Source organism: Paralcaligenes ginsengisoli (assembly GCF_054781135.1).
On record NZ_BAAGUZ010000009.1, the window covers coordinates 19729 to 44359 of the forward strand.

Below are 24631 nucleotides of genomic sequence, written 5' to 3' on the forward strand. Positions count from 1 at the left end.
GGATCGGGTGTGTGCCCTTGCCCAGAGCAGGGGCGGCGGTGGCTTACTAGGGAGCAGTTTCATGAATCCTGTCAGTTTATCGTTTGCCGGCTTGCGTAAAAACCGGACCCTTGCTGCGCTGGCTCTGGCGGGCTCCCTGGCGATGTTGGCCGGTTGTGCCAACGATACGGCGTCCAGCTCGGTCTATAGCTACGGCGAGGCGCAGCGCGAGCAGGTTGTGCGCACCGGGACGGTAGAGTCGGTGCGTCCGGTCATTATCCAGCAGGGGCAGAGCAGCGGTGCCGGCATGCTGGCCGGAGGCGCATTGGGCGGCGTGGTGGGCAGCACTATCGGCCGTGGCGGCGGCAATGTATTGGCAACGGTCGGTGGCGCCATCTTGGGCGGGTTGGCGGGCAATGCCGTGGAAAACCAGGCTGGAAGGACCCAGGGGCTGGAAATCACCGTGCGGCTGGATAACGGCGAAACCCGTGTCGTGGCCCAGGCGGCCGATGTTCCTCTTTCCGCCGGTCAGCGCGTGCGCATGATCAGCGGCAATGGCCCAACCCGTGTCGTGCCTATGTAGGCAGTGCGGGCATCGACTCTTGGTGTAAGCTGCATCAATGCGGGCAAGCATGCGCGCAATCGACATGCGTAGGCTAATTTGCCTGATTCTGTAAGAGAGCCCCTTGTGGGCTTTCTTGCGTTTTGTTGAGCACTTTGGCGCCGAGGTATCAAGCCGGGATGGTTCGGGATCCGATACTTGGTGCATTTTTGGTTCGAGTCGTTTACGGCGTTTGGGTGTTTACGAGGTTCGATGGATAGGTATTTAAAGACGCCGTCTATCGGGGCTTGGGGTCAGGCCCGGCACGGCGTGCTTGATCCGGATCTACCTCGTCCAGGCGGGCGTCGGGCCAACTCGCGGCGCGAGCGCCGCTCAAACAGGGCCCGCCGAAAGCCCCCGCCTTCCCTACGGTAGCATCCGGCGCACGCCTTACGCCGGTCCTGATCCCAAGCCCCGATAGACGGCTCGCGTTAGGGCTTGCCTGGAATCAACTTGCCGGCATCAATGTATACCTCGATGCATGATCTCAACGTTTCTCTCGGTGCATGTTTCCCTCGGTGCATGCCCCCAACGCTGCTCTCGATGCATTTCCTCAACGCAAGCCGCAGGGTGGGCGGTGCTGTGCAGTCCGGCGGTAGTCCAGCGCCGGGTGCTGACGAAGGGAAGGCGGGGGCCTTCGGCGGGCCTTGTTTGAACGGAGCCGCGCCAGCGGCGCAGTGAGTTGGCCCGACGCCCGCCTGGACGAGGCAGACCCGGGCAGTCGGGGTGCGTAGCACCACGACCGCTGGACGTGCCGGACTGCACAGCACCGCCCACCCTGCGGCGTCTTTATAGAATTACACCCGCCTACACAAACAACACAGCCCCAAGCCATTGCTCAAACCTAAACGGCTCAAACACATGACTGAAACGCGTTCAGTGCCGACTACTTAAATCCAAAATGCTTTAGACGCCAAACAGCGAGAAGGAAAGATGTTCCAGGAAGACCATGCCTATTTGCGCCAGGACGAGCAGGACCAGGGGGGAAAAATCGAGCCCCCCAAAATTGGGAAGCATGCGGCGTATGGGGTCGAGCAAGGGAGCTGTCAGCGTGTGCAACACGGGCATGATCGGCGCCAGGGGATTGACCCACGATAAAATGGCTTGCACCAGAGTCAGCCAGAGCACCAGGTTAAGCGCCCATTTCAGCAGCGTGAACAGGCTGGCGAGAACCGCCGGCAATAAGCTGCTGACGGGAGGAAACTGGCCTGTCAGTACTATCCAGGTGAGCAGCAAAAAGACAAAGGCGGTTAGCCAGCTTGCCAGCAGGCATGGCCAATCGAGCCGGTTGCCGGGCCTGACGATTTTGCGGATCGGCTGTATCAGCCAGTCGGTCAGGCGCAGCACCGCCTGCGAATACGGATTGAACGGGTGCAGCCGTATTGCGAACATCCAGGCCCGGATAATCAGCGCGATTCCGAACAGGGTAAAAACAATGTTGATAATAAAGTGCAGGGCGTCGCTGAGCATGGTGTGGCTACTTTGGGTTTTACGAACGCCCATTGTCGCATGACTCAAAACCTTGGAGCATAAAAAAACTGCCCGGCAAAGCCGGGCAGTTCAATTGGCTGGGCTGGATCTGCGCCGGTACTTCAAGGCGCAAGCCACAGCCATATTCTTCAAATTGGCACTTTCGAGCCTGTGCCTACAGGCTTACGGGCGACCGCCCGTAGGAAATGGCCAGGAAGCGACCGGGTTGATCACTTTTTTGGCAGCTGGTGCAGCAGTTGTTGCCTTGCTGACTTTAGCTGCTGCTTTCACGCTGGGCTTTTTGGCTGCAGGGGCAGCCTTTTTAGCGGCAGGCTTGGCAGCGGCCTTTTTGGCAGCTGGTTTTTTAGCGGCAGCTTTTTTGGCAGGAGCCTTTTTAGCGGCGGCTTTTTTTGCCGGGGCTTTTTTAGCGGCTGGCTTTTTAGCTGCCACTTTCTTGGCTGCTACTTTCTTGACCGCAGCTTTTTTGGCAGGTGCTTTTTTAGCGGCTACTTTTTTTGCCGGTGCTTTTTTAGCGACTGCTTTCTTGGCGACTGCTTTTTTAGCTGCTACTTTCTTGACTGCTACTTTTTTGGCAGGAGCTTTTTTCGCTGCTGCTTTTTTGACTGCTACTTTTTTTGCGGGTGCTGCTTTTTTCGCGACGGTTTTTTTGGCCGCCTTTTTGGCTGTTGCCATAATAAAACTCCTTGAGATTGAGTCGTTCAAAACATCCACCCATTTGATATGGCCCCCACGGAAAGGGTGCGACCCATCTCAAATGGCGCAAGCGTACAAAGTACTTTGTACTTCGTACGCCTAGAGTCTAACGTAAGCAGTCACTCAATACCAAGCATTATTCCCAGCTTAATGCTCCGCCGGTTTGATATTCGATCACTCTTGTCTCGAAAAAGTTGCGTTCTTTCTTGAGGTCGATCATCTCGGCCATCCATGGAAATGGATTTTCTTCTTGCGCAAAAAGCGGTTCCAGACCGATTTGTTGGCATCGGCGATTGGCAATAAATCGCAAATATGATTTGAACATCGAGGCATTCAAACCGAGCACTCCGCGCGGCATGGTGTCCTCAGCGTAAGCATATTCAAGGTCTACAGCCCGTCGGAACAAATCGCGCACTTCTTCGCGGAACTCGTTTGTCCACAAATGCGGGTTCTCGAGTTTGATCGTGTTGATCAGATCGATGCCGAAATTGCAGTGCATGGATTCGTCGCGCAAAATGTACATGTACTGCTCGGCGGCGCCTGTCATTTTGTTTTGACGGCCCAATGCCAAAATTTGCGTAAAACCAACATAAAAGAACAAACCTTCCATCAGGCACGCAAAAACGATGAGCGATTTAAGCAGGGTTTGATCGGTTTCGGGGGTGCCTGTTTTGAAGTTTGGATCGGCAATGGCGTTGATGAACGGGATCAGGAATTCATCTTTGGCGCGTATTGAAGCGACTTCGTTGTACGCGTTGAAAATTTCCGATTCGTCCAGATCCAGGCTTTCGACTATGTATTGATAGGCGTGGGTGTGGATGGCCTCTTCGAATGCCTGGCGCAACAGGAACTGGCGGCATTCAGGCGCGGTAATGTGCCTATATGTACCCAGCACGATGTTGTTGGCGGCCAGCGAATCGGCCGTGACGAAGAAGCCCAGATTGCGCTTGATGATGCGGCGTTCGTCTTCGGTCAGCCCGTTGGGGTTTTTCCACAGGGCAATGTCGCGCGACATGTTTATTTCTTGCGGCATCCAGTGATTGGCGCAGGTCGACAGGTATTTTTCCCAGGCCCATTTGTATTTGAACGGCACCAGTTGATTGACATCGGTCTGGCCATTGATGATGCGCTTGTCGGCAGCACGCACCCGGCCCGAGCTGTCGCCCGACGCGGATGCCGCCGCTGCCGGCGTGGGTATGGCGGTGTCGGAGCCTACCCTGGCGGGCGCGGCGTTGGCGGAGGGCTGAAGCGCCGCCTGGCCGGGTGCCGTGGATGGGGTGGAAGAGTTTTCCCAATTCAACATAATATGTTTCCTATTCGCTTATTGGCAGGCTTCGCATTCTTCGAATCCTGCATCGCCGGGACGCATGGTGCATGCGGCGCCCATTACTTCGGCTTCGGGCAGGGCCGCTGCGGCCGCCATGCTCGCGTGCGACGCTCCGGACGAGGACACCGCGTTGAGCTCGCCGCCGCGGCCGGTCGATTTTTCGGCGTTAGTGGCTCCGTTGGAGCGGAGGTAGTACGTGGTTTTGAGACCGCGAGTCCAGGCCAGCTTATAGGTGTCGTCGAGCTTCTTGCCGGACACGCCCGTCATGAAGATATTGAGCGACTGGGATTGGTCGATCCATTTTTGGCGGCGCGCCGCGCATTCGACCACCCAGGTGGGGTCGACTTCGAAAGCCGTGGCGTAGAGTTCGCGCAGCTCGTTGGGGATGCGGTCGATGCGCGCCAGGCTGCCGTCGAAATACTTCAGGTCGGCGACCATGACTTCGTCCCACAGATTGCGTTCCTTCAGGTCGCGCACCAGGTAATCGTTGACCACCGTGAATTCGCCCGACAGGTTGGATTTGACGTAGAGGTTGCGGTAGTTGGGTTCGATGCAGGGCGAAACGCCGATGATATTGGCGATGGTTGCTGTGGGTGCTATGGCAATGCAGTTCGAGTTGCGCATGCCGTACTGCTGGATATGGGTGCGCAGGGAGTCCCAGTCGAGCGTGCTGCTGTCGTCGATCTCGACATAGCCGCCACGTTCGTCGCGCAGCATGGCCAGCGTGTCTTGCGGCAGAATGCCGCGATCCCAGAGCGAGCCCTTGAAGCTGGAGTAGTGGCCGCGCTCGGCCGCCAGTTTGCTGGAAGCCCAGTAGGCGTAGTAGCAGACGGCTTCCATCGAGCGATCGGAAAACTCGACCGCGGCGTCGGAGGCGAACGGCACGCGCATGATGTGCAGGCAGTCCTGGAAGCCCATGACACCCATGCCGACCGGGCGATGGCGGGCGTTGGAGTTGCGCGCCTTGGGTACGGCGTAATAGTTGATGTCGATGACGTTATCGAGCATGCGCATGGCGATGCTGATGGTGCGCTGGAGCTTGTCGTGATCGAGCACGTATTGGCCGCCGGCATCCTGCTTGAGGTGGGCGGTCAGGTTGACCGAGCCCAGATTGCACACGGCAATTTCGGTTTCGCTGGTATTGAGCGTGATTTCGGTGCACAGGTTGGAACTGTGCACGACACCCACATGCTGCTGGGGCGAGCGGATATTGCAGGGATCCTTGAAAGTGATCCAGGGGTGGCCGGTTTCGAACAGCATGGACAGCATCTTGCGCCATAGCGATGTTGCCGGAACTTTCTTGAACAAGGCCAGTTCGCCGCGGGCGATCTTTTCTTCGTAACCGATGTATGCCTGTTCGAAGGCGCGGCCGTACTTGTCGTGCAGGTCGGGGGCGTCGGAAGGCGAAAGCAGAGTCCATTCGCCGTTTTCCATGACGCGCTTCATGAACAGGTCGGGGATCCAGTTGGCGGTATTCATGTCGGGCGTGCGGCGCCGCTCGTCGCCGGTGTTCTTGCGCAGCTCGAGGAATTCCTCGATATCGAGGTGCCAGGTTTCAAGGTAGGTGCAGACCGCTCCCTTGCGTTTCCCGCCCTGATTGACGGCAACGGCGGTGTCGTTGACGACCTTGAGGAAGGGCACGACGCCTTGGCTTTCGCCGTTGGTGCCCTTGATATGGCTGCGCAGCGCGCGCACGGGAGTCCAGTCGTTGCCAAGGCCGCCGGCATATTTGGCGAGCAGGGCGTTTTCCTTGATGGCGTCGTAGATGCCGACAAGGTCGTCGGAGACCGTGGTCAGGTAGCACGAAGACAGTTGCGAGTGCAGGGTGCCGGAGTTGAACAGGGTGGGAGTGGAGCTCATGAAATCGAAGGACGACAGGACTTCGTAGAACTCGATCGCCCGTGTTTCGCGGTCGATTTCATTGAGCGCCAGCCCCATGGCGACGCGCATGAAAAATACCTGGGGCAGCTCAATGCGGCGCCCGCGCACGTGCAGGAAGTAGCGGTCGTACAGGGTTTGCAGGCCCAAGTAATTGAATTGCTGGTCGCGCTCGGCCTTCAGGGCCTTGCCCAGTTGCGGCAGATCGTATTGGCTGAGCTTGCTGTCGAGCAGGCCGTTGTCGATGCCGGTTTTGATGAACTGGGGGAAATAGTCGACATAGCGGGTGCTCATTTCGGCTTGCGACGCTTCTTCGCCCAGCACTTCCTTGCGGATGGTGTGCATCAGCAGGCCAGCCGTGACCTGGCTGTAGGCCGGGTCTTTTTCGACCAGGGCGCGTGCCGACAGAATGGCCGATTTGAAGACTTCGTCGACCGGAATGCCGTCGTAGAGATTCTTGACCGTTTCCTTGAGGATGGCGTCGACATCGATAAGGTGTGACAGATTGCGGCCGGCTTCGGCGATGGTGGTGCGCAATTGCCCCAGATCGAGCGGCCGCTTGATGCCATTGTCGGTGACATTCAGGGTGCTTTGTTCGGCGGGAGCCTGGGCCTGGCCGGAGCGGGCGCGTTCTTGCGAACGCTTTTCCCGGTACAGCACATAGGCGCGTGCAACGTCGTGTTCGCCCGAGCGCATGAGCGCCAGTTCGACCTGGTCTTGAATTTCTTCAATATGGAAGGTGCCGCCGCTGGGACGATTGCGCACCAGCGCGCCGACGGCTTGCGCCGTCAGTGTTTCGACCAGTTCGCGTACGCGCGCCGATGCGGCGCCCTGCCCGCCGTTGACCGCCAGGAATGCCTTGGTCATGGCGATGGCGATTTTGCTGGGCTCGAATCCAACCACCGCGCCGTTGCGCCGGATGATGTTGAAATTGTGCCAGGGACTGGTGGTCGAGGCGCTTGGGGCCGACCCGGAAGGAGTGGATGAAGGGGCGACTTCGGGCCGTGACTCAGCGGTTTGTGTGGTCTGCATGAATGCTCCTGGATAAAAGGCGACATGCTGCGTGCAGCATGTGTTCAATTAGTCGTTTTTAGTAGTGGTGGCGGAGTAAAAAAGACCGCTTTACTGTGTTTTGGGGACAAGTAAGTCTTTTTATGGTAAACCACTATATGTAGTGGTTATCTTGCTTTTCTAACACTAATTGTAGTGATTGATTCAAGGTGAAGCAAGCGAAAAGATCACTTGATTTTTAATTTTATTATGCATTAAAAGGGCCTCGCCGCGGCGAGGCCCTTTGTGGGCGTGGCTTGGCTGTTTGGCTGTGCGGCTAGGCGTGCAATTGCAAAAAATTGTTAGCGCCGGCTTGGGAATCCCCCAGGGCGGCCAGCAACTGCTGGAGCCTGGTTTGGTATTGCCCGACACTGGCCAATTTGATGTGGCCGTAGCCGCGCACCATTTGCGGCAATCCGGCCAGTTCGAGCACGACGCCATAGTTGCGCTCGTCGAGGTTTTCAAGCGCGCCCAGGACCGCCTTGCGATAATCCCGGATTAGCTGCCGTTCCATTTTACGCTCCGCGCTATATCCAAAGACATCCAGCCATGAGCCGCGCAGGGTTTTGCAGCGGGCCAGCAGGGCAAGCGCTTTTTCGGTGCGGGGGCCCAGGCTTATTTTACGGGGAATGCCGGTCAGGGGGTCGCGTCGCGCCAGCAGGGGTGGGGCCATGTGAAACTGCAAGGTGAACTCGCCTTCGAATTTTTCGTGCAGCTCGCGCCGGAAGTCGCCGTTGGTAAACAGGCGTGCCACTTCGTATTCGTCTTTATAGGCCATGAGCTTGTGCAGCGACTGAGCCACCTTGATGGCCAGGGCCGGCTTGGCCTTGGGTCGCAAGGCCTGCTCGGCGGCGAGCACGGCATCGACGACATCGGTATAGCGCCTGGCGTAGGCCGCATTTTGGTAGGTCGTCAGGTCGGCCCGGCACCGTTCGACGATTTTATCGAGGGATTCGGGGAAATGCACGACAACGGCTTGCGCCCTGGGCGCCGCCAAGGGGGCCAGGGCCTGGGGGTTTTGCGCGACGATGCGTCCGGCGCGAAAAGCTTCCTGGTTGGCCTGCACGGCGACTCCGTTAAGTTCGAGAGCTTGCTCGATGGCGGCCAGGCTCAAGGGAATGCTGCCGTTTTGCCATGCGACTCCCAGCATCATCATGTTCGCCATGATGCTGTCGCCGAACAGGGTGGCGGCCAGGTCATGGGCATTGAGCAAGTGGGTATTGGCGTTTCCGGCGGCGTGACGGATTTTCCCTACGAGCTGCTCCGGGCTGAAATCGACATCCGGGTCACGGGTAAATTCGGCTGTGGGCGCCAGATAGGTATTCAGGGCGATCAGCGTCTGGCCGGGTTTGAGCGTGGCGAGCGCCTCTGGATTCGAGGCGGCAACGGCATCGCAAAGGATTGCGACATCGGCCTGTTGCGGGTCGATGCGCACCGCGCCGCTGGGTCGGGCATTGTTGGACAGGCGTATATGGCTGATGACGGTGCCGCCTTTTTGAGCCAGGCCGGTAATGTCGAGTATGGATGCGGCCCGGCCCTCCAGGTGCGCCGCCATGGAAAGAATCGCGCCTACCGTGACGATGCCGGTGCCGCCAATGCCTGCGACCAGGATATTGCAGGTTTCGGGATAGGTTTTGAAATCGGGGGCGGGCAGGGTCTGGCCCAGTTGCGCCAGCCGTTCGCGGTCCTGGGGCGCGGAGGCTCCCGCTCCTTTGCGGGGAGCGCCTCCCATGACCGACACGAAGCTGGGGCAGAATCCGTCCACACAGGAGTAGTCCTTGTTGCAGCTGGACTGATCGATGGCGCGCTTGCGCCCGAACGGCGTTTCAACCGGGGTCAGGGACAGGCAATTGGATTGGGTGCCGCAGTCGCCGCAGCCTTCACACACGGCGGTGTTGATGAACAGCCGCCGGGCGGGATCGGGGAAGGTGTTTTTCTTGCGGCGCCGGCGTTTTTCCGCGGCGCAGACCTGGTCATGAATCAGCACCGTGACGCCTTCGATTTCGCGCAATTCGCGTTGCAGTTTGTCCAGTTCGTGGCGGTGATGGACCGTGACACCCGCGACCAGCGCGACACCTTGATATTTTTCTGGCTCGTCTGTGGTGACGACGATGCGTTTGACGCCTTCTCCCACCATCTGCTGGCAGATTTGCGGAACGGAAATCGAGCCGTCGACGGGCTGGCCACCCGTCATGGCGACGGCGTCGTTGAACAGAATCTTGTAGGTAATATTGGCTTGCGCGGCGACAGCCTGGCGAATGGCCAGGTAGCCGGAATGAAAGTACGTGCCTTCACCCATGTTCTGAAAGATGTGCGGCATGCGGGTGTAGCGCGAGAGACCGATCCAGTCGGCGCCTTCTCCACCCATTTGCGTCAGGCCGCTGGTTTTTCTGTCCATCCATGTGGCCATGTAATGGCAGCCCACGCCGGCAAGCGCCTGGCTGCCTTCGGGGACTTTGGTCGAAGTATTGTGAGGGCAGCCGGAACAGAAATACGGGCGGCGAGTCAAGGGGCCGGATTCGATCGCGGCCTGGGGCGCCAGGGCGCAGCCTGAGTCTCCCAGGTCGATATGCGCGCTTTGCTTCAACCAGCGGCGCAGGGCGCCCGCGACCAGGGCGGGGCGCAACTGTCCGGTGGCGGGCACCAGCACCTCATTTTCCAGATCGCGTTTGCCGACGACCGTGGCGTGTACTGCCCGATTGAACAGCAGGTCTTTGATCTGGCTTTCGATGACAGGCGCTTTTTCTTCCAGCACCAGAATATGCTCCAGGCCTTTGGCGAAGGCCTGGAACCCCGGCTCATCCAGGGGCCAGCTCAGGCCGATCTTGTAGTGGCGCAGCGCAGGCAGGGGCTGTTCGGGGCGCATTGCCTGCAGGGTTTTCAGGGCATCGAGCGTATCGAGGCAGGCCTTGCCCGTTGTGACTATGCCCAGGGTGGCGTGAGGTGCCGGATCGATCAGGCGGTCCAGGGGGTGCTGGCGGGAAAAGGCCTTGACGGCAAGCAGGCGATCCGAGATGCGGTTTTCGATGGCGGGTGTCAGGAATTCCCTGGCGCTGTATTCCAGCGCACCGTTGTGGATGTCGTTCTGGTCGATTGTGAATTCGGGCACAGGCTGCAAATCGAAGGAGCGTCCGCTTTCAACGGTTTCGGTGACGGCCTTGAAGGCCACCCAGGCGCCCGAATAGCGCGACAGCGCCCAGCCCCACAAGCCGAAATATTCGTATTCTTCGACCGAGGCGGGGTGCACGATGGGTATGCTCCAGGCCAGCAAAGAGGTTTCGCTGGCATGCGGTATGGATGAGGATGCGGCGGTGTGGTCGTCGCCGACGATCAGCAGCACGCCGCCGTTGCGGGACGCCCCCGCCGCGTTGCCGTGATGCAGGGCGTCGCCGGCGCGGTCCACGCCCGGGCCTTTGCCGTACCACATGCCGAAGACGCCATCGACGGTGCGGTCGTCGCGTACGCCTGCCTGCTGTGTACCCATCATGATGGTGGCGCCCAGGTCTTCGTTGATGGCGGGCAGGAAGTCGATTTGATTGGCGGTCAGCAGTTTTTGCGCGCGCCACATGGCAAGGTCTACGCCTGCCAGCGGCGAGCCGCGATAGCCGGTGACGAAGCCGGCTGTGTTCAGGCCGCGCTTGCGGTCGGCGCGATGCTGCGCGAGGAGCATGCGCACCAGGGCCTGGGTGCCGGTCAGGAACACGCGGCCTTCGGTACGTGTCAGGTTGTCGCCGAGCTGGTATTGCGTATCGACGGCGGCTTGCCTGGTCGAATTGACGCTATCAACATTGGGCGGCGGTGTGCTGTCCGGCTGATGTTGCGTATCAAGTATAGGGGTAGACATAGAAAACTCCATCAATCAGGCCATGATAGGGTTTCAAGCAAGCGGTTTTATTGCTCTTTTATCTCGTAAAATCCCTAGTTATTGAAATAAACATTTCGCGTAACGGCCAAATATGGATAAAACTGATATAAAAATTCTGCAGCACTTGCAAAAAGACGGTCGTGCCTCCGCCCAGCAGCTTTCAGACCAGGTGGGTCTGTCGACGGCGCCGGTGTGGCGGCGGGTCAAGGCGCTCGAGGCCAGTGGCGCGATCGAGGGCTATTACGCCAAGGTTAATCGCAATAAGGTCGGATTGCACGGCTGCATGTTCACGCAAATCAGCCTGGACCGGCATTCGGCCGCGGTGGTGGAGAATTTCGAACGCTCGGTGCGCGATGCGCCGGAGATACTGGAGTGCTATGCGGTTACCGGCGATGCCGATTTTCTGCTGAAAATTCTGGTGCAAAGCCCGGAGGCCTACGACAGTTTCCTGCATCGTTTCCTGTTCAATCTGCCGGGTGTCCGTCAAACCCGCACTATTGTTGCTTTGCGCGAGATCAAGCAGGAGGTTCGCCTGCCTTTGTAGTGGCCGTCAAGATGACAAGGGACGGGTCTTGTGACCGCTCGTGGGTTCATCTGGGCTGTCTTATATGGCTGAGGTTGCTGGCGTTCTTGAGGCGCCGCGGCGGCGGCCCGGGCACATCGTCGTCGCCTCGCCGGGTCCTGGCTTTGCCAGGACTGCCCGCCTTCAAAGTCTAAGGCGGGGCGGTCGCGGAACTCGCGTCGTCCACAGCCCCCCGGGCTGTAGACACCCTTGACGCTCAAACAGCCGCGACCTTGCATCCCCGCCTTAGACTTTGAAGGCGGCCGGCTCGAAGCTCCTCCGCTATGCCCAGGCCGCCACCGCGGCTCGCAGCCATATTGGCGGCGAGTGGCCACAAGCGCCACACCTACCCAGTAGCGTCGTCATGTTTCGCGGGAGTGGGCTTGTGTCATCTGTTATAGCGGCGACATTTCTATTGCGCAGGAATTTGCGCGGTCTTGACCCATTCTTTCCAGCGTTGCACATCTTCCTTGACGAAGGCCTGGAAGCTGGCGACATCCATGCTTTCGGGCTGTAGTCCCAGTCTGGTGTATTGCGCGCGGGTGGCGGGGTCCTGGATGGCGTCTTTAATATAGCCATTCATTTTTTCGACGATGGCCTTGGGTGTTCCTTTGGGGGCCGATATGCCCAGCCAGCCTTCCACGATAAAACCGGGGTAGGCGCTGTTGGTGGCGGCGATGTTCGGCCATAAGGGATTGGGTTTGGCGCCTGTCACGGCGATAGGCTTGAGATTTTTGCCTTCGATCTGGCCCATGGCGGTCAGGTAGTCGACAAAGGCGAACTGAATCAGGCCGCCGCGCAGATCGGTCAGTATCTGTGTGACGTTTTTATAGGCGGCGCCTTCGATCTGGATTTTTGCGTAGTGTTTCAGGAGCTCGGGGGGAACGCGCGACGACGAGCTGTAGTAGCCGAAAAATACCTTGCCTGGCTTTTGCCGGGCGCTGGCAACAAGTTCGCTGAGGGAATTGATGGGGTTGGCCGGGGCAACTACCGCCACGGTACCGAACTTGCCCAGCATGCCGACGTCAACGAAATCCTGTGCGGCGTTGTAAGGCAGTTTTTTGTACAGGAACTGATTGGCCGATTGCGTCGAGTTGGTTGAAAGCAGGAAGGTGTAGCCGTCGGGGGCCGCCTGTTTTACGGCTGTGGTGCCGATAATGCCGCCTGCGCCGGGCTTGTCCTCCACGACCACGTTGGCGCCGGATTTCTGGGTCAGGAAATGCGCCAGGGTTCTGGCGCTGAGGTCGGCGGCGCCGCCGGAGGCGGACGGCACGATGAGGGTTATGGGCTTGGCCGGCCATGTATCGGCCTGGGCGGATGCGGCGAGACCGGCCCCGATCAGCAGCGCTGCACTGTATCGGGCAAAAGAATGTATGAACATGATTTCCTCCTCGGGTGGTACTGATTGAACTGGTTTGTGTTTTGCTAAGCGCTTGCGGGAATGTCCGGAAATGTGATGCGGTACCAGGCCAGCAGGGCCGCGGCGCTGTCGATCCAGCGATCTCCGTACATCATGCAGTGCGGCTGCTGTTTTAATAATTGGTGCTGGATTCCCAGAAAATCGGCAATGGCCTTGTCCTGCCCTTCGGGATGCCGGTCGGGCGTGTCCAGCTCGGCCTCGAAGCAGATGCCGGGGCATTGAATGCGGCGCGAATCGATATCCACGCGCAGCAGATAACGGTCATTGAGTATGGTTGGGCTTTCCGGCGTCAAGCGCTGGACAATCGCCGCGACATCCCGGTTTGCCTCGACGGCGAGAAAGCGTTTGCGGATTTCGGCGGCATTGGGCGCGGCTTTGAGCCGGTCTGTCGCCACTGCGGGCAGGGCCTGGGCATGCGGCAAATTGCCGGGAGGCGAGGGCGCCAGCAGGACCATGCCCGCCAGCGGCAGGCCTGCCGCGGCAAGCATGACGGGCAGCGCTCCCATGCTGTGTCCGACCAAAATAAGAGCTTGGTTCAGCGTGCGGCAGGCCTGGACAAGGTGTGTGCCCAGATCGTTGATGCCCAGGCTCACTGGTGTACTGGCCGAGTACAGAGTGCCGTGTCCGGGCAGATCAATGGCAAAGCAATTGATATGGTGTTGTGCAAAATAATCGAGATAGTGGCTATAGCACCAGGCGCCATGATAGGCACCGGCAACGAACAGAAAGGCGGGCTGCGCGGCGCTGCGGGCGCGGCAAGCTGTGAACAGGCGGCACTCGGCGGCGTCGATTCGAGGTTTATTGTCGATGGAGCTGAAATCGAACTGGTCTGTTGGCTGGTGCGGTGCGTTCATGGCGCTCATCTTAGGCGACATATTCAAATAAGAATAATTAAAATAATATATTGGTCGATAAGTTTTTTAAATTTGAATCCGGACCGCCATGTCGTTTTCCATCAGTCATTATCGCTACTTCATCTGGGTAGCCGAAACCGGCAGTTTTCGTGCCGCTGCCAGCCGGGCCTGCCGTTCCCAGCCTGCGGTGTCCCTGGCCATCAAGGATATGGAGGAGCGTTTGGGGCAGGCGTTGTTCGAGCGCGGCACTCCCGTTGTGCTCACACCGTTCGGCCGGTCGTGCCTGGAAATGGCCAAGCGCCTGGTGGAGCATGCGGACTCTGTCACCGGCACCTTGTCGAGGATGGCGAAAAGCAATAGCGGGTTTTTGAGCGTGGCCAGCGTCACCACCTTTGCCACGCACTGGATGCCGCATCTGATCGATGTATACCGGACTCGTTACCCCGGGGTCATGCTCAATGTGTACGACGACAACTCCGAAGGCGTCGAACAGATGATATTGCGCGGCCAGGTCGAACTGGGGGTATGCAGTGTTGTGAGCGGCGACAAGCGCTTGAGTTTTACCCCTTTGTTCGAAGACGAGTTCGGCCTGGTGTGTCATCGCACCCACCCCTTGGCGAAGCGATCTTCCCTTACATGGGGCGAGATCGCCGATTTGCCGCATATAGGAACCGTGGCGCATAAGCAGCTGCTGTCTCACAAGCCGGCGGCATTTTTGTTGAATCGGCCTTTTTACGTCTCGAACATGATCTCGATGCTGGCCATGTTGTCGCGCAATATGGGCGTTACGGTTCTGGCCCGGCTGGGCGTTCCGCCCGATCGGGACGATCTGGCTTTTGTGCCGCTGCTGCGGCCCTGCATCAAAAGATGCCTGGGAGTCATGCGGTTGGCGCACACGACGCTGTCGCCGGCGGCCGGCCTGATGGAGGAACTGTTGTTTCGCGAGGCTGGTTCGTCGGCGAACCCGCCGCCTTCCTCATGACGGGCCAGTGCATGCGTAGGCGCTACCAGTGCAGGTAGAACATGGCTTTGGCCAGGAACACGATGCCTATCATGTGCCAGAACACGCTATAGTGAATGCGCCGAAAGTGGCGGGATTTGAGGCGGCCTTTGCCGCCCAGTGTAATCGCGGTGATGAAGTGGCCCAGCACGCTCAGGGCAAGCACGATCTTGATGGTAAGCAGAGTGCCGAAACTGCTGGCGAAGGGATGCGCCAGGACTGCCCGGTGGTTCCAGGCCATGGCGATACCCGCTCCGTATAACACCAACAGTACGAAAGGCATGAATTTGCGCGCGCGCTGGCCGATGGCGATTTCGACCTGTCGCATGGCGTCGGCCGGCACATGCTTGCGTATGCCTTCCAGCATAAGCACTTCAAAAAACACGGTGCCGACGAAAATGAATGCGGCGAATAAATGCAGAGTGACCAGTATCGAATAACTCATGGTTTTCAGGCTCCTGGCCGGACAAGCATGTGTTGCGCCCGGTCTTTTCCAAATGCTACACCTTGCCATCGCGCAAACCGGCATAAACCTTGCCGTCAATAAGGATCAATCTGTGTACAGGCCTGCGTCCGCGGAGACCTTTCTGCTACGATATCAAGGTCATTGTGAACTGTCTCAAAGGTCGAATTGGTATGTTCAGTTGTCGTAAACCCGTTTTTGCAACAAGCCTGGCTCTGGCGGCAATATTGGCGGGATGCGCGTCGAAGGCGCCTTTGCCCGCGCCTCCCGTCAAGCCGGTCGGCGTGCAGTGCCAGGCGGTGTCCGCCGGCGATCCCCTGGTCGGCACCTGGTTGAGCATACGCAAGGAAAAGGGCATTGTCGGCGAGATGCGCACGCTGTTTGTCCTGAAGCCGGACGGCCAGATGGGCTACGTCGAGCAGCTCAAGCGAGGCAGGCAGCCGCCCCAGGAACTGAGCGAATCCGGCTGCTGGTCGCACGACAGGCAAACCCTGGTTTTGCGAACCACGAAGTCGAATGGCGAGCCGGTCGATTTAAACGATCCGATCTATACCAATCGCTATGCGATTACGTCGCAGGCGGGCACGACACTTGCGCTGCGAGGCTCCGACGGCGCAATCAGGGCCCGGCGCATGCCGGACGGCTATCGTTTGCCGTTTTAGTTCGGATTCACACCGCGTTCAGGCGAGCCAGGACGGTTTCGCGGCCCAGCAGTGTAAGAACGGCGTCAATGGCAGGGGTCTGTTTTTGACCCGTGACGGCCACGCGCAAGGGGATGCCCAGCTTGGGCATCTTGATGCCGTGATCGGCCAAAATTGCATGAATCAGCTCGGCCAGGGCCGGAGTCGTCCACGCTGGCAGAGTCCGGGCGCGCTGCGCGAAATCCCTGAGCACCACCCGCGTGGCTTCGTCCAGGTGTTGCGCGGCCAGTTCTGGGCTGGCCGGGGTATACGGGCCGCAGAACAGCATGGCTCCCTGGGCCAATTGATTGAGCGTTTCGGCGCGGTCTTTGAGCAATCCCATGACGGCGGCCAGGTCGGCGGCCAGGGGATTGCCGCCCAGTTGCTGAACGCGCGGAGCGATGCGCGCGGCCAGATCGTCGTTTGAGCTCTGCTTTATATAGTGGGCATTGACCCAATTGAGTTTCTTTGGGTCCCATTGGGCCGCCGACTTGCTGAGGTGCCGGGTATCGAACCAGTCGATCAGCTCCGCGCGGCTGAATAGCTCGTCGTCGCCATGGCTCCAGCCCAGACGCGCCAGATAGTTGATCATGGCTTCGGGCAAATAGCCTTCGTTGTCGTATTCCATGACATTGACGGCGCCGTGCCTTTTCGAGAGTTTTTCGCCATCGGGTCCGAGAATCATGGGCACATGGCCGTATTGCGGCACGGTCGCACCCAGTGCGCGTAAAATATTGATTTGACGCGGAGTGTTGTTGACGTGGTCGTCGCCGCGCAGCACGTGGGTGATTTTCATGTCCCAGTCGTCGACTACCACGCAGAAATTATAGGTGGGCGTGCCATCGGGCCGCGCGATGATCAGATCGTCGAGTTCGGTGTTGTCGAAGCTGATAGGGCCTTTGATCAGGTCGTTCCAGCCTGTGGCGCCATCGTGGGGGTTTCTGAACCGCAGCACCGGCTTGCGCCCCTCGGGAATCGGCGGCAGCGTTTTGCCCGGTTCCGGGCGCCAGGTGCCGTCGTAGCGGGGTTTCAGCCCCAGCGAGCGTGCTTTTTCGCGCATGGCTTCCACTTCCTGGGGGCTGCTGTAGCAGTGGTAGGCGGTGCCCGCGGAAAGCATCTGGCCCAGCACTTCGCGATAGCGATCGATGCGCTGCATTTGGTAAAACGGACCTTCGTCGGGCTGCATGCCCAGCCACGCCATGCTGTCGAGAATGGCCTGTACCGCTTCGGGTGTGGAGCGCTCGACATCGGTGTCTTCGATGCGTAGTACGAAGATGCCTTTATGGTGGCGTGCAAAAGCCCAGGAAAAGAGTGCGGTGCGTGCGCCCCCGAGGTGCAGATAGCCGGTCGGGGACGGCGCAAATCGGGTACGAACGGCAGAAGTGGTGGACGATGTCATGGTTTGTGTTTAGGCTTGGCGTGGCAAGAGTGATTCCTGGCCCGCTTGAGTTGTGGCAATTGGGGTATTTTAGAGTACAGATCAATCATAGTTAAAACCGGGTATAGCATGTTGCGACATCGTTTGGCTGTTTTGTTCGAGCCGCGCTCCTTGCTGGTTGTCAGCGACCGGCCATTGCCGATCGAACAGAATTTGCCTGAGTTTCTCAAAAGCAGCACGACTTTGGTGGCTGTCGAGGCGGGCGTGCCTATTGTCGTCGCCGCCCGCGGCGAGGCGAATGCGCCGGCGGCCCGGATCGACCTGGCACTGGTTTGCGTCGAGCCCTCGCGCTTGCCGGAAGCGCTGGAGGCCATACGGGCGGTTCATCCGCGAGGCTTGATCCTGTTGCCTCAGGAAACCCCGTCGGCCAATCCAATCGAAGACATGGCATATTGCCGCGCCTGGGCGCGCCTGTGCGGCTGCATGGTTCTCGGGCCCCGTTCGTTCGGTGTGCAGCGGCCCTATTTGGGCCTGAATTTAAGTCATCAAGCCAAAACGGCTTTGGTCGGGAAGGCTGCCCTGGTAGCGCAGTCGCGCTCGATCACTGCGGCTGTCCTGGATTGGGCCGAGGACGTGAGCCTGGGCTTTTCAACGGTGGTGTCCCTGGGCGATGAGTCCGTGGTCGACGTGGCCCAGGTGCTGGAATACCTGGCCATGGATCCGCGCACCGACAGCATCGCGCTTTACATGGAAGACATTCCGGCGGCGCGCGCGTTTACCAGCGCCTTGCGCGCGGCGGCGGCCATCAAGCCGGTGATTGTGCTCAAGGCAGGGCATGACTCGTCCGAACTCGGCCCGATGCATGATGCCGTGCTCGATGCTCTATTGCGCCGCGCCGGCGCGGTGCGCATCAGTTATTTTGTGCAATTGTTCTCGGCGCTGAAAGTCCTGGGCTATGCCCGCCGCCCGCGCGGGCGGCGCATTGCCTTGCTGTCCAATGGCAATGGCGCTCCGCAATTGGCTCTCGATGTCATGGGCCCAAGCACCGCTGTGTTTCGCGCCGATTTGTCCCTGGCGTCGCTCAAAGCCTTGAAGGGTGTGCTTGAAGAAGGGGCGGACATCCAGAACCCCGTGATTACACATGCGCCCTTGACCGCGGGAAAAATCAAGCAGGCCATAGACGTGCTCGCCAGCGACAGCGGGGTTGACGGCGTACTGGTGCTTTTGGCGCCCGATCCCCTGACCGACATGCCCGCCGTGGCGCGGCAACTGGCGGCGGCCGCTCCCGGCGCCCGCAAGCCTGTCATCACCTGCCTCATGGGCGATGCCAGCATGCGGCCTTTGCGCCACATGCTCGATGATGTAGGCACGCCCGCCTTTCGCACTCCCGAAACGGCAGCCCATGCTTTCGGCATTCTGGCGTCTTATCATTACAACCAGACCTTGTCGCAGCAAACGCTGCCTCCCGAGGCCCTGGGCAAACCGCCGCGGCTCGACGAGGCGCGCGCCATTCTGCGCAGCGTCCGCGACGAGCATCGTCTTGCCCTGACGGTAGCCGAGTGCCAGCGCCTGTTCGATTGTTTTCATATCCCGATTCAGTGCGCGCCGCAAGCGAAACCCGGGCCCGGCACGCCTGCCGACGACGCCATACCCATGGCGATACGCGTGCAGCGCGATGTCAGGCTGGGGCCCTACATCAAGTTCGGCTCCGGCGGCCACGATGCCCTGGTCTCGGGCCAGGATCGCGCCGTCGAACTGCCTCCGCTCAACGGTTATCTGGCGCGCCAGCTTATAGAACGCAGTGCCTTGTGGCGCCGTGTGTTGTCGCGTCAAATGAGTCCAGCCGCATTTGAGCATCTGCAGGAATCGCTCGAGCGGATTTCCGATCTGGTCAGCCTGCTCGGCGATATCGATACCCTGATTGTCGACTCCCTGTTTGCCGATGCCATGCAGCTTGCGGCGCAATCGGTGTGCATACGGCTGACCGCGTCGCCGGCACTGTTGTTGCCTGAAACTTCGGGCTATCGGCATATGGCGATCCATCCGTATCCGGTCCGCCTGGTGCAGGCCAGGCGGTTCAAGAGCGGCGAGCCCTGGATGATGCGGCCCATACGTCCGGAAGACGCCGAGCCCCTGCAGACATTCGTGCGCGATCTGTCCGACGAATCACGCTATATGCGTTTTGTATCGATGCTGCGCGAGCTGACGCCGCGCATGTTGTCGCGCTACACGCGCATCGATTACGATCGCGAGCTGGCCCTGGTGGCGACGGTCCAGCTTGCCAATCCGGAGCACCGCGGCCATCCGCGCGAACACATCATCGGCTTTGCGCATTATCTGCGCAATGCCGATGCGCGCGGCGCCGAGTATGCATTGGTGATCGGCGACGACTGGCAGCGCCGCGGCCTGGGAGCCACGTTGATGAGAGGCCTGATCGAAGCCGCTCAGGAACAGGGCCTGACTTATATCGATGGCCTGGTGCTGGCAAGCAACTACGCCATGCTCAGTCTCATGACGCATCTGGGATTTCGCAACGACAGCGACGCGGAAGATCCGACGATGCGCCGGGTATGGCTGGATCTTGGCGAAAGCCGCACGCAATAGCGGACGGGCCCTAGACCAGAACCTGGCGCAGGAAGGCGGCGATGTCGTTGATTTCTTCCAGGCACACCGCATGCGGCATCGTGTATGTTTTCCAGCTGGTTCGATAGCCTGCGTCGGTCAATTGGCGATGTGCTGCCTGGCCGCGCGCCAGGGCCACGACCGGATCGAGCACGCCATGGGCCAGAAAAATGGGGGTGTCCTGATTGGCGGCCTGCCGTTCGGCGTCGAATTGGCCGGCCAGCGGCAAATAGCCCGACAGGCCCACCATGCCGGCCAGTTTTTGATCCAGGCGCGGGCCGGTGTGCAGCGTCATGGCGCATCCCTGGGAGAACCCGGCCAACACGATCTTATCGCTGTCTATGCCGCGCTGATTTTCACGCGCTATCAGTGCTTCGATGGCGTGCTGGGAGGCGCGTATTCCTTGTTCGTCTTCGCGCATGACCGAACCCATTACATATATGTCGTACCAGGCGCGCATCGACATGCCGTTGTTGACGGTAACCGGCCGTATGGGGGCATGGGGGAAAACGAAGCGGATCGCGGGCCCGTTCTGCAGGTGAAGTTCGGGCACGACCGAGGCGAAATCGTGGCCGTCGGCGCCCAGGCCGTGCAGCCAGATGACTGCGTGAGTGGGGTTGGGCGCCGTTTCGATCTCGACGCATTCCAAAAGGGGAGAACTCATTCTGATTCCGTATGGGTATCCAGGGTTTTAAGGGCCTGGAACAGGGCGCGGTAGTGTTTGCGCTGAGGCTCCTGGCCGGTTTGCAGCCCGGCGTTTTGCTGGGCCTCTTTGCGACCGGCGCGTATCAAGGCCCGCAGCTGCTGGATGTCGGCTTGCGGATATTCGTCAAGCAGCTGGGTGAGGGCCTGGTCGTCGTTCAGCAGCAGGTCTCGAAGGGTTTCGATCCGATGCATGGCGTCGGTCTGTTCGCGCGAGCCGTTTTCCCAGACATCGATTTGCTGCCGTATGGCATCGGCCTGCGAATCGCGCATCAGCTTGCCGACGTAATGAATCTGGCGCCGCCGGCCTTCGCGGCTGGTGGTGCGCTGCGCCTGGCGGATGGCGTCGTAGAGTCTTTCGGCCAGCGGCAATTGCTTGAGTTTTTCGTTGGGAAGGTCAACCAGTTGCTTGCCCAGGTCGAGCAAAGCAAGCATTTCACGCTTTATTTGCGATTTGCTGGGGCGGTCGTACTCGGGGTCGGGAGATTCTGTAACGTCGTTTGGCATGGTAAAGCGTAAAAATGTTCTTTAATTGGCTATGATAACCGTCTAATTCCATTTCTAAATCAATATGCGCTTTGCCGGCCTGGCTTGCCGTACTATTTGCACTGTCTGTGCTTCGCGTCGGCGATTGATCCAGAAATGGAATAACTTAAAAGAGCAGCAATGAACGAACACTCTACTTTACATTTGCCTATTATTGAAAACCAGGCGCGTTTTCGCGAACTCGTTCACGAAACGCTTCAGTACGCCAAGTCGGTCGGCGCGTCCGATGCCGCCGCCGAGGTGTCCGAAAGCAGCGGCTTGTCGGTGTCGGTACGCAACAACGATATCGAAACGGTAGAACAAACCCGTGATCGTTCCCTGGATGTTACGGTTTTTGCGGGCCAGCGCCGCGGTTCGGCCTCCACCTCCGACTTTTCCACTACGGCGCTGCGCGAAACGGTCGAGGCCGCCTGGCATATTGCCCGCTATACGGCGGCCGATCCGGCGGCGGGCCTGCCCGAAGCCGATTTGCTGGCATTCGATTATCCCGATCTGAAGCTGCATTTTCCCTGGGATATTTCCACCGATGCCGCGGCCGAACTGGCTTTGCAGGCCGAGCGCGCCGCGCGTGCCACCAGCCGCTTGATTACCAATACCGATGGCGCCGCGGCAGGCGCCTTCGAGGGCCACTTTATATTGGGCAATAGCCGCGGCTTTATGGGGGGCTACCCCTATTCGCGCCATAATTTGTCGGTGGCTCCGATTGCGGGGCGCGGCGGCCATATGCAACGCGATTACTGGTACACCTCCGAGCGGGATCCTCAGCTCCTGGCCGATCCGCAAGCGATTGGGCGATATGCGGCCGAACGCACGCTGGCGCGGCTTTCAGCGCGCCGAATTAAAACCGGCCGCTTTCCTGTGTTGTTCGAGGCGCCTGTGGCGGTAGGCCTGCTGGGGGCTCTGGTTCAGGCGACCAGCGGCGGGGCTTTGTACCGCAAGGCCAGCTTTTTGCTCGACGCCCTGGGCAAACCGGTATTGTCCGATCATCTCGATGTGTCGGAGAACCCTCATTCCATCGGCGGCATGGGCAGTTCCCCCTTCGATGACGAAGGGGTGCGCACCCAGCCGCGTAACGTCGTGGCCGGCGGGGTGCTGCAAGGTTATTTCCTGTCCAGCTACACCGCCCGAAAGCTCAATATGCAAACCACCGGTAATGCCGGAGGCTCCCATAATCTTGTGCTCAGCTCGCGCCTGACGCATCCCGATGACGACTTTCGCGCCATGCTGAAAAAAATGGGGCGCGGCTTGCTGGTTACCGAACTGATCGGGCAAGGGGTCAATTATGTGACGGGTGATTATTCCCGAGGCGCATTTGGCTATTGGGTTGAAGGCGGCGAAATTCGCCATGCTGTCCAGGAGATAACCATCGCAGGCAATTTGGCCGACATGTTCCGGCAAATCGCCGCCATAGGGTCCGACACGATAGTCCGGGGCTCGAAAGCTACCGGCTCGATTCTGATAGAAAACATGGCGATTGCCGGTTTGTAAACCGCCGGGATGACGGCATCAATCATGAAAAATAAGGGAATTTACGGCCTTACGGTAAATGCTACACAGTGTAATATGCGCGGGTAGCCGTTTCACCGCACCTAATATTCGAGTGTTCGAAAGGAGAGTCTTCTAATGCAGCGTCGCTCATTTCTAAAAAAAGCAGGGTTGGGAGCCATGGCAGGTACTGCCGCTGTTGCCGCCCCGGTATTTGCGCAAAGCAATCCTAAACTGAGCTGGAAAATGACTTCCAGTTTCACCACGTCCCTGCCGGCATTGTTTGGCTCGGCACAACTGTTTTGCAAGATGATTGAAGAAGCCTCCGATGGCAACTTCTCGATCCGGGTTTATCCGGGCGGCGAGCTTGTTCCGGCCCTGGGCGTCATGGATGCGGTCGGCAACAAAACGGTCGAGTGCGGCCAGACGGCCTCGTATTACTACTACGGCAAAGATCCTGCCTTCTGCTTCGACACGGCAGTCCCTTTTGGCCTGAATGCGCGTCAGATGAACGCCTGGATGTTCCAGGGCGACGGCATGAAGCTCACTCGCGAAATGTTTGCCCCACGGCACATCATCAATTTCCCCATGGGCAACACCGGTACGCAGATGGGCGGCTGGTACCGCAAGGAAATCAACTCCACGGCCGACCTCAAGGGCCTGAAGATGCGTACGGCGGGTTTCGCCGGCGAAGTCCTCTCGCGCCTGGGTGTGGTGCCGCAGCAAATTGCCGGCGGCGATATCTACCCCTCGCTTGAAAAGGGCACGCTCGATGCGGTCGAGTTCGTCGGCCCCGTCGACGACGAAAAACTCGGCTTCAACAAGGTGGCCAAGTACTATTACTACCCGGGCTGGTGGGAAGGCTGCGCGCAGGTTTCCCTGTACGTCAACGACGAGGCCTACAACAGCCTGCCCAAGCATTATCAGGCGCTCATCGACATCGCCAGCCGCCACGCCGGCGTTCAAATGCTGGCCAATTACGATGCCAACAATCCTGCTGCCTTGCGTCGCCTGATTGCCAATGGCGCCGTGCTCAAAGCCTTCCCGCGCGAAGTCATGGACGCCTCCTTCAAGGCTGCCAATACAGTCTATGCGGAATTTTCAGCGAAAAGCCCTTTGTTCAAGAAGGTCTACGACAGCTACATGGGGTTCCGCGATAATGTCGTGCCCTGGTTCCGCGTAGCCGAAGGTTCGTTCGACAACTATATGGGCATTGCCCTGGCCAATATGAAAAAATAGCGGGAATCATCGGGGTTCGGCCGAGTGTTCGAATCCGCATCGCCGCCGGCTTCCGGGCCGGCACCGGTCCAATCGGCAAAAAGGTCGCAAAATTGCGGCTTTTTTGCTTTTTGCCTGGGTTCAAGCAGGCTGGTTTCAGTAAAAACCGTGGAATATTAAGCAACTATGCTATGATTACAGGCTTTTCTGTGTGTTTGGCACGGGCGAAATACAACGCTTAGGCAAACGGGCATACGGAAATTTAAGCAGGCGGCAATGGGCGGGCCTTCTTTTATAGAAGGCCTTGGTCAGGGCGCCCCGGATACGGGGTTGCTGGAACCTTCGGCCGCCGACACATTTATTCAATTTTTAGGAACCATCATGAAGACCTTTGTGGCCAAGCCGCATGAAGTCCAACGTGACTGGTACGTGATTGACGCCAAGGGCAAAGTCCTCGGTCGTGTGGCCAGCGAAGTCGCACGTCGTTTGCGCGGCAAGCATAAGCCAGAATTCACGCCTCACGTTGACACAGGCGATTACATCGTCATTATTAACGCTGCAGATATCGTTGTGACCGGTAACAAGTCGCAAGACAAGAAATACTACCGCCACTCGACATACCCAGGTGGTATCAGCGAGACCACCTTCGAGAAAATGCAACAGCGTTTTCCTGGTCGTGCAATCCAGAAAGCGGTCAAAGGCATGCTGCCCAAAGGCCCTCTTGGTTACGCTATGATCAAGAAGCTCAAGGTTTATGCTGGCGCCGAGCATCCGCATACTGCTCAGCAGCCCAAACCGCTGGAATTCTAAGGATAGG

19 protein-coding genes are annotated in these 24631 nt (G+C 59.1%); 8 read left to right on the forward strand and 11 right to left on the reverse strand.

What is annotated here, in order from left to right; genetic code table 11:
- Positions 1 to 61 precede the first annotated feature (61 nt).
- Positions 62 to 562: an outer membrane lipoprotein gene (locus tag ACYVIS_RS06125; RefSeq protein ID WP_232741148.1), complete on the forward strand. Its 501-nt coding sequence runs from the start codon at positions 62 to 64 to the stop codon at positions 560 to 562.
- Positions 563 to 1486: 924 nt separating this feature from the next.
- On the opposite strand, the gene ACYVIS_RS06130 is transcribed toward ACYVIS_RS06125, so the two are convergent.
- The 5 genes from ACYVIS_RS06130 to ACYVIS_RS06150 form a co-directional block, all read right to left on the reverse strand.
- A complete protein-coding gene (locus tag ACYVIS_RS06130) occupies positions 1487 to 2050 on the reverse strand; it encodes a YggT family protein (RefSeq protein WP_232741147.1) in 564 nt (187 codons plus the stop codon).
- Between the two features lie 183 nt (positions 2051 to 2233).
- The gene (locus ACYVIS_RS06135; RefSeq protein WP_232741146.1) at positions 2234 to 2743 is read right to left on the reverse strand and encodes a histone H1-like DNA-binding protein; all 510 of its coding nucleotides are present in this window, start codon (positions 2741 to 2743) and stop codon (positions 2234 to 2236) included.
- A gap of 157 nt (positions 2744 to 2900) precedes the next feature.
- Positions 2901 to 4067: a ribonucleotide-diphosphate reductase subunit beta gene (locus ACYVIS_RS06140; protein WP_232741145.1), complete on the reverse strand. Its 1167-nt coding sequence runs from the start codon at positions 4065 to 4067 to the stop codon at positions 2901 to 2903.
- A gap of 18 nt (positions 4068 to 4085) precedes the next feature.
- Entirely contained in the window at positions 4086 to 7001 is a 2916-nt protein-coding gene (locus ACYVIS_RS06145; protein ID WP_232741144.1) for a ribonucleoside-diphosphate reductase subunit alpha, read from the reverse strand.
- 295 nt (positions 7002 to 7296) lie between these two features.
- Positions 7297 to 10863 (reverse strand): indolepyruvate ferredoxin oxidoreductase family protein, encoded by a 3567-nt coding sequence (locus ACYVIS_RS06150; RefSeq protein ID WP_460873506.1) that lies wholly within the window; start codon positions 10861 to 10863, stop codon positions 7297 to 7299.
- A 112-nt stretch (positions 10864 to 10975) separates the two neighbouring features.
- Between ACYVIS_RS06150 and ACYVIS_RS06155 the strand changes: the two genes are divergently transcribed.
- Complete coding sequence (locus tag ACYVIS_RS06155) at positions 10976 to 11428, forward strand: Lrp/AsnC family transcriptional regulator (protein ID WP_232741142.1); 453 nt, start codon at positions 10976 to 10978, stop codon at positions 11426 to 11428.
- Between the two features lie 430 nt (positions 11429 to 11858).
- Here ACYVIS_RS06155 and ACYVIS_RS06160 read toward each other — a convergent pair whose 3' ends face one another.
- Both ACYVIS_RS06160 and ACYVIS_RS06165 read right to left on the reverse strand, forming a co-directional pair.
- Entirely contained in the window at positions 11859 to 12827 is a 969-nt protein-coding gene (locus ACYVIS_RS06160) for a Bug family tripartite tricarboxylate transporter substrate binding protein (RefSeq protein WP_460873507.1), read from the reverse strand.
- 44 nt (positions 12828 to 12871) lie between these two features.
- Positions 12872 to 13720, reverse strand: a complete 849-nt coding sequence (locus tag ACYVIS_RS06165; RefSeq protein WP_232741140.1) for an alpha/beta hydrolase — start codon at positions 13718 to 13720, stop codon at positions 12872 to 12874.
- 88 nt (positions 13721 to 13808) lie between these two features.
- Between ACYVIS_RS06165 and ACYVIS_RS06170 the strand changes: the two genes are divergently transcribed.
- On the forward strand, positions 13809 to 14702 hold the full coding sequence (locus ACYVIS_RS06170; protein WP_232741139.1) for a LysR family transcriptional regulator: 894 nt from the start codon (positions 13809 to 13811) through the stop codon (positions 14700 to 14702).
- 22 nt (positions 14703 to 14724) lie between these two features.
- Here ACYVIS_RS06170 and ACYVIS_RS06175 read toward each other — a convergent pair whose 3' ends face one another.
- Positions 14725 to 15165 (reverse strand): CopD family copper resistance protein, encoded by a 441-nt coding sequence (locus ACYVIS_RS06175; protein WP_232741138.1) that lies wholly within the window; start codon positions 15163 to 15165, stop codon positions 14725 to 14727.
- A 191-nt stretch (positions 15166 to 15356) separates the two neighbouring features.
- Between ACYVIS_RS06175 and ACYVIS_RS06180 the strand changes: the two genes are divergently transcribed.
- The gene (locus tag ACYVIS_RS06180) at positions 15357 to 15845 is read left to right on the forward strand and encodes a hypothetical protein (protein ID WP_232741137.1); all 489 of its coding nucleotides are present in this window, start codon (positions 15357 to 15359) and stop codon (positions 15843 to 15845) included.
- Between the two features lie 7 nt (positions 15846 to 15852).
- Here ACYVIS_RS06180 and gltX read toward each other — a convergent pair whose 3' ends face one another.
- Positions 15853 to 17262, reverse strand: a complete 1410-nt coding sequence (gene gltX, locus ACYVIS_RS06185; protein ID WP_232741136.1) for a glutamate--tRNA ligase — start codon at positions 17260 to 17262, stop codon at positions 15853 to 15855.
- 108 nt (positions 17263 to 17370) lie between these two features.
- Here gltX and ACYVIS_RS06190 point away from each other — a divergent pair, with 108 nt between their 5' ends.
- Entirely contained in the window at positions 17371 to 19845 is a 2475-nt protein-coding gene (locus tag ACYVIS_RS06190) for a bifunctional acetate--CoA ligase family protein/GNAT family N-acetyltransferase (protein WP_460873508.1), read from the forward strand.
- A gap of 10 nt (positions 19846 to 19855) precedes the next feature.
- On the opposite strand, the gene ACYVIS_RS06195 is transcribed toward ACYVIS_RS06190, so the two are convergent.
- Together ACYVIS_RS06195 and yjgA are read right to left on the reverse strand one after the other, a co-directional pair.
- Positions 19856 to 20527: an alpha/beta hydrolase gene (locus tag ACYVIS_RS06195; RefSeq protein ID WP_232741134.1), complete on the reverse strand. Its 672-nt coding sequence runs from the start codon at positions 20525 to 20527 to the stop codon at positions 19856 to 19858.
- Positions 20524 to 21072, reverse strand: a complete 549-nt coding sequence (yjgA, locus tag ACYVIS_RS06200; protein WP_232741133.1) for a ribosome biogenesis factor YjgA — start codon at positions 21070 to 21072, stop codon at positions 20524 to 20526. Before yjgA ends, ACYVIS_RS06195 begins: the two co-directional genes overlap by 4 nt.
- Positions 21073 to 21231: 159 nt before the next feature.
- On the opposite strand from yjgA, the gene pmbA reads away from it, so the two are divergent.
- The 3 genes from pmbA (at position 21232) to rplM (ending at position 24624) form a co-directional block, all read left to right on the forward strand.
- Positions 21232 to 22599, forward strand: coding sequence for a metalloprotease PmbA (gene pmbA, locus ACYVIS_RS06205; protein WP_232741132.1), 1368 nt, complete (start codon positions 21232 to 21234; stop codon positions 22597 to 22599).
- 135 nt (positions 22600 to 22734) lie between these two features.
- Complete coding sequence (locus ACYVIS_RS06210) at positions 22735 to 23835, forward strand: TRAP transporter substrate-binding protein (RefSeq protein ID WP_232741131.1); 1101 nt, start codon at positions 22735 to 22737, stop codon at positions 23833 to 23835.
- A 360-nt stretch (positions 23836 to 24195) separates the two neighbouring features.
- Positions 24196 to 24624 (forward strand): 50S ribosomal protein L13, encoded by a 429-nt coding sequence (gene rplM, locus ACYVIS_RS06215; protein ID WP_232744664.1) that lies wholly within the window; start codon positions 24196 to 24198, stop codon positions 24622 to 24624.
- Positions 24625 to 24631: the final 7 nt, after the last annotated feature.